This window comes from Peptostreptococcus anaerobius 653-L (assembly GCF_000178095.1).
In the GTDB taxonomy this organism is placed as follows: Bacteria; Bacillota; Clostridia; order Peptostreptococcales; family Peptostreptococcaceae; genus Peptostreptococcus; species Peptostreptococcus anaerobius.
Map to the genome: position 1 here is coordinate 104,864 of NZ_ADJN01000065.1, position 6,329 is coordinate 111,192.

The window sequence follows — 6,329 nt, forward strand, 5'->3', positions numbered from 1 at the left end:
AGGTTGGATTTTATGTGATAAATTATAGTTGTTGGGAAGAGTAAATACCCCAAAAAGTATAAATAGGAGGTAACTTATGAACTTCGATGATCGAATCGGCGAACTTATGAGTATAATGTCAAGAGAACAGGATTTGATTAATTACCAAGTATTAAGAGAAAGTGTATTTAGGACGAGGCTGGACAAGAGGATATTTGTCAGTAGCAGACCCGGATTGCACAATGTAATTAACAAGATCAATTCAGAGTATCTGATAATACAGGCACATGAGGAGCCGGACTCGATCAACAAGGACGGAAGCTACACAGATGATCAGTCAAAAGAAGACCTAGAGAAGGCCTTGGTAGACCTAGCCAAGCAATATATAGATAGCGAGTACCTATGTCTATCTATGGCACTGAGGATGTCTAACAGGACCACACAAGAGAACATAGATGATATGGTCGAGTTGGCTGATGAGCATAGGGGAGAGCAGGTCAAAATAGAAAGCCTCAAATCGATGCGTAGTGGCCTACTGAGCTTGGTGGTCGATATATTTATCAATATGTATGGCTATAGCAACAAGGAGATAGAGATTCTCACAGGCTATAGTAATGAGTATGTTAGAATATTGGGAGGTGCAGGTTGCGAAATGGATATAGTGAACAGGTTCTTTTATATGTTAAAAAAGCTATTGAAGGACAAGATTAGGACGTCTATGGACTATATAATAGAGTACCAGTGTGGATATATCTTTTTAAGAGAGAGCCACCAGAGTAGGTATTTTATAGTACTAAGAGAGCTTGAACCAAAGAAACTATATGAGCTAGGCAAGATACCAGAGGACGTGTTAGATAAGGTATTTGACTGTTTCATGGAGATAAGCGAATCCAAAAAAGATAATCCTGAGACAAATCTAAAAACAGATAGTCTAAGGGCAAAAGCAGATGCGATAATACAGACTAACCTATCAGATCGTAAAAAGATAGGGAAAAGATAAAAGTCAAAATCAAAAAAATCAAAAGTAAAAAAGATAAAGCAAAAAAGTCAAAAGCAAAAAAGTCAAAAGTAAAAAGTCAAAAGTAAAATAAAATTATTGTTAGTATATACTCATTCCAACACGGTAAAAGGTTACATAAAATAAAAAAATGTAACATTTGTGAATATGAACCTTATTACCCCTACCCCCTCCTTACTGTGAGGGGGTTTGTAATTTATTAAACAAATAGTTAAAACTAGCCCAAAATGAATAAACAGCTTGTAATACTTGCAAAAATATACTATAATGGATAGAGAAATACATAAAAAAACAGACAAATTTCAAAAAAAGACTTGATAAAATTACAAAATTGTAATATTATTATAGTGTGAGAAAGATATAGTGACTAGTGGTCACTATTTGTTAAATAATGGAATGTAATTGAATAATATGTTGGGAGGAATTATAAAATGAAGAAACAAATAGCTGTTTTAATGGCTGCTGCTACTGCTGTAACAACTGTAGCTCCAGCAATAGCAAATGCTGCTGTGAATGAACATTTAGAAGTATCTGCTGATACAGTGTCTGCTAAAATAAAGGAAGCTTTAGGTAAGCAGTACAAGGTTACAAATAATGAAGGTATAGGTAAAGATGACTACAAAAAGACTGATGACATAGAGGATTATCAGAAGTCTCAGTATTTAGTTGTATTATCAGTTAAAAATGTAATAGCAGATCAGGAATCAAATGGTCTATTAAAGGATGCTGATGCAGCAGCTTATACTCAGTTTATCAATGATTCAAAAGTAAAGAAAGTTCAGAGTGGTCATGAGTACATAGTAACTGATGCTGCGAAGGCTTCTTCTTTAATAGAAAAGTTAGTTCTTAATGATGAGGAAGTAATCGTATCAATAGTTGACAAGGGAGCTAATAAAGATGGCGAACCAGTTGAAATTACAACTGATAAGCTAATAAAGAAAGTTGTAAATGATTCAAAGACTGAACAGAGATTTGCTGATGTTGCTAATTTCCTAGCTAAGTTTGTTAAGGTTGATGAATCTAACAATAAGAAAAATGTCAGCAATAATAAGGCTGGATTCGTAGAAGAATTAAAGGTTGATGGTAATAAATGGACTCTTGACACACCACAATACAATAATATTGAAAAGCTTGAAGCAAAATTAACAAGTGGTGCTGTAGTTAAGCTTGAGCCAGGTGATAAGGCAATTGATCTTCATGATGTTATGACAGACAAGGCTGAACTTAAGGTTACTGATGACAAAAATAACCGTTTAGAAGGAATAGAACAGTCAGCTTATGATAAGGTTACTGGATTTAAAAATCTTACTAGTGAAGATGGTAAGAGAACTCAGATAGATGTTCCGACTGGTGACACAGAAGTTTATGTATTAAAGGATATCGTGACTAAGGAAGTTAAGATAGAAGATGTGTTTACTAAAGATGGTGGCTATACTAAGGAAGGTGCAGATTTTGTAAATAAGTTGAAAAAAGCTGCAAAGGGAGATGGTATATTTAACCACGAAGGTACTAGCTATAGGGCTGATAAAGCTAGATTATCAGAGGCTTTGAAGGGTGCGAAAATTGTTAATAGAGATGGTAACTTTGCACTTGAGATTACTGTTGCTACAGTAGATGCAAATGATACTGCAAGAAAGATTAACCTTAAGATAGCTCTTACTAGTAAAAATGCAGCAGACCTTCAGGTTGTTAAGAATGATTTAATTACTCCAGTTGATGTGGTTGTAGGTAAGTTTACTAAGTTAATTGGTGCAAATAGATACGAAACAGCTATTGAAGTATCAAAGGAAAGATTTAAAGATGGTGAAGCTAAGTCAGTTGTAATAGTTGGTGGAGAGTCTGTTATAGATGGTCTATCAGCGGCTCCTCTTGCATCACGTTTTGATGCTCCGATTCTATTAGCTGATAAGAATGGATTAAGCAGAAATACTCTTGCAGAAATAGAGAGAGCTTGCGATAAACTTTACAATAAGACTGTTTATATAGTTGGTGGAGAGTCTTCTGTTCCTGCATCTGTTAAAAAACAGTTAATGGAAAAATATCCTAATGTAGTAGTTGAGAGACTTGCTGGTGCAAATAGATTTGATACATCACTAAGCGTAGCAAAGAAGTTAAAAGCTAATAATGCTATGAAAACAAGTGTGTTTGCAGTAGGCGGTGATGGTGCGGCTGATGCTATGTCTATAGCTCCAGTGGCGGCTAATAAATCAGCAAATATGGTTTCACCAGTCTTGGTTGTGCCGAAGGCTAGCGTTAGTAAGGATGTTAGAGATTTCTTAGGACAGGCTCGTGTTAGGAATATAGTAGCAGTAGGTGGAGAAGCTTCTATATCAACTCAAGCACTTAAAGATCTTAAGGCTGTAGCGACAAATCCAACAGTTGATAGAATATCTGGATCTAATAGATATGATACTAACCTTGCAATACTTAAGAAATACTATCCTTCTGATATAGCTATAAAGGGTCTAATAGTTGCAAGTGGAGCTAATGATAAGTTGGTTGATGCTCAGACTTCAAGTGTACTTGCTTCTAAGAAGGGTTATCCAATAGTGCTAGCAGATGGAAAGTTAAACGATGATCAGGCTAAATACTTAAAGGATAATAAGGAAGTTCTAAATAAAAATGTTAACCAGGTAGGTGGAGTTGTAGCGGCTGACTTTATGAAGGCAGTTGTTGATAGCTTAGGATTATAAGATTCTAAAAAATATATAAAATACTGATTTAAATATTAGTGGATTTTACAGGAGTGGTTTTACCACTCCTGTTTTTACGAGGGACAACTAAGCCTTGTCTAATACTGATAAATCTTATGAGAGTGACATATAGTTGAATAATACATGTGATAAGCATATAAAGTATGTATTGATAAAATATGGTTCTATGTCAAATAACGTTGGTGATAATTTAAATCAACAAAATCTATTAAATTATGCGGCAGCATCCATAGCAAACTGATAACTATGGATGTTGCCCTTTTGTATCTTATACCTTTCCATTAGCATTATCCGTGCCTTAAAATTCCTAAAGCTCCTATATCCGTAGGATACTCTTTTAATTACCTTTATCTTATTATTTTTACCCTCGACCATAGCATTCGTATAGTCATATTTTAATGAATTAATCACATACTTTCTAAGCTTTTTAAGGCTTTTTATGCTCTTCCTAAAACACATTGGTATTTCATCAGTCCTAGTATTTAGAATATCTTCAAGCATAGTCACATCGTTTTTAGAGATACTTAATAGGAAGTTTTGATAAAAATCATAGGCCTCTTTTAAGTGGGGAAATTCCTTTAACATATAGTATAATATATCAATTGAACTAGTCATATTTTTAAAGGGCCTATTCTTGTAAAAATATATCCTATTTAATTCCCAGTTTTTAGCAAGTGGTATTTTCCAGTATCTTTTCAGTACTTTATACTCTCTAGACCTGGTATTAAGCTTCTTCATCTCATTTATCCTTAACTTGTTTAGCTCCCTCGTCAAGAGCTGTACTATGTGGAATTTATCGACCACAATATTGGCATTTGGAAAGACCTTTTCGGCAAGATCAATATATGGCCTATACATGTCTGTAGTCACATATTCTACACTTTTTCTAACCTTCAAGGGATATGAATTAAAATACTCAAAGAGGTATCTTTGTCTCCTATCCGCCAGAATATCAAAAATATGACCGCCTTCTAAGTCAGTTAAATTTACACTCATAGACGCATCAACTGTATTTACTGACTTGAATTCGTCTATTGATAGAACCCTAGGAAGATAATTTTTTCCTCTCCTATCTTCAGTTAAACGGAGTATCCTGGCAACACTAGTAGGAGATACACAGTGTTCTCTTGCAATTAAGTCCATTGACTTAGTCTCACATAGGTTTAAAACTATTGACCTCTTAACATCATTCGATATGAAGCACCCCTTATCTACGATAGGCGTTTTGGCCATAAATGTTGACTCACAATGCTTACAGAAAAACCTCTGCTTTTTAACCATCAATATCAAAGGGTTTGTATTAACCCTATTAAAAAGTATTTTTACAGTCTGACTTCCATTTTTAGTTATGTCATAATTTTCATTGACTATACCGCACTTAGGGCAGCAAGTCGGTCTATATGAAAGCTTTCCCCTTAGGACTGTATATTCTATACCTTTAATATTTTCTTTTTCGTTACTTAAAATTACTAAATTGTTATCGTTAATTCCCAAGATTTCTGTTATACTAGCATTAGAATACATATCATTTCTCCTTGTTTTTTTATTTGTCGTAATTTAAATTATACATGAGATTTGATGTGTATTCTTCTTTTTTTGCGAAAAATTTAGCGTTGGGAGAGAATTTTTTCTCTCACCAACGCTAAATATTATACAACCTATAAATACGGCGTTAGTAAAAGGAATTAGACCTTCTTACTAACGCCATTATTTTTATTAACCTGCAAAGGCAAAGTATACAAACACCAATATACCAAGGCATATCCTGTATATACCAAAGGATTTAAAGCTGTGCTTCTTGATGTATGACATAAACATCTTGATGACGATTACAGACACTACAAAGGCTGTCACAGAGCCTACAAGCATGATAAACCATTCAAACCCTGTAAAGGCAAACCCTGCCTTGAGCAACTTGAGTAGGCTGGCTCCAAGCATGGTAGGTATAGCTAGGAAAAATGAGAATTCCGCCGCTATAAACCTAGATGTACCTAGTAGGCTAGCACCTATAATAGTAGATCCTGACCTAGATGTACCTGGTACTAGGGCTAGGACCTGAAACATACCTATCATCAGGGCTGTCTTGTAGGACACCTGAGAGAACTTTGTGATATTAGGTCTCTTGTGTCTTGATTCTAGCCATATCATTATGATACCGTATACGATTAGGGCTAGGGCTACAACTGTAGGATTGAAGAAGACCTCGTCGATTTTCTTCTCAAATAATACCCCTATCAGACCCGATGGTATGACTGCTATTACAACCTTAATCCACAGGTCCCACGTGGCCTTTCTAGCCTTTGGACCCTTATTCTTGGAGAAAGGGTTAAGTTTCTCAAAATAAAGTATTAAAACGGCTAATATGGAGCCGAACTGTATGACGACTAAGAAAGTATCGACAAACTTTTTGCTTCCTGCCAAGTGTAGGAATTGGTCGACCAAAATCATATGTCCTGTACTAGAGACAGGCAACCATTCTGTGATTCCTTGGACTATACCGAGGAATATCGCTTTAAAAATTTCCAACAATTTATTACCTCCCATTTCTATAATATATTTAGTTTACAGTATTGGTTTCAAAAAAACAAGTATCCAGGACTATTAATAAGTTAAATTTA

4 protein-coding genes are annotated in these 6,329 nt (G+C 34.9%); 2 read left to right on the forward strand and 2 right to left on the reverse strand.

Annotated features, from left to right (window positions below; genetic code table 11):
* Positions 1-76 precede the first annotated feature (76 nt).
* Both HMPREF0631_RS08815 and HMPREF0631_RS08820 read left to right on the forward strand, forming a co-directional pair.
* Positions 77-979, forward strand: a complete 903-nt coding sequence (locus HMPREF0631_RS08815; protein ID WP_002844421.1) for a hypothetical protein — start codon at positions 77-79, stop codon at positions 977-979.
* 449 nt (positions 980-1,428) lie between these two features.
* The gene (locus HMPREF0631_RS08820; RefSeq protein ID WP_002844404.1) at positions 1,429-3,690 is read left to right on the forward strand and encodes a cell wall-binding repeat-containing protein; all 2,262 of its coding nucleotides are present in this window, start codon (positions 1,429-1,431) and stop codon (positions 3,688-3,690) included.
* Positions 3,691-3,924: 234 nt separating this feature from the next.
* Here the strand turns inward: HMPREF0631_RS08820 and HMPREF0631_RS08825 are convergent, their stop codons facing one another.
* On the reverse strand, positions 3,925-5,235 hold the full coding sequence (locus tag HMPREF0631_RS08825; RefSeq protein ID WP_002844533.1) for an ISL3 family transposase: 1,311 nt from the start codon (positions 5,233-5,235) through the stop codon (positions 3,925-3,927).
* 192 nt (positions 5,236-5,427) lie between these two features.
* Positions 5,428-6,255 (reverse strand): undecaprenyl-diphosphate phosphatase, encoded by an 828-nt coding sequence (locus tag HMPREF0631_RS08830; protein ID WP_039866512.1) that lies wholly within the window; start codon positions 6,253-6,255, stop codon positions 5,428-5,430.
* Positions 6,256-6,329: the final 74 nt, after the last annotated feature.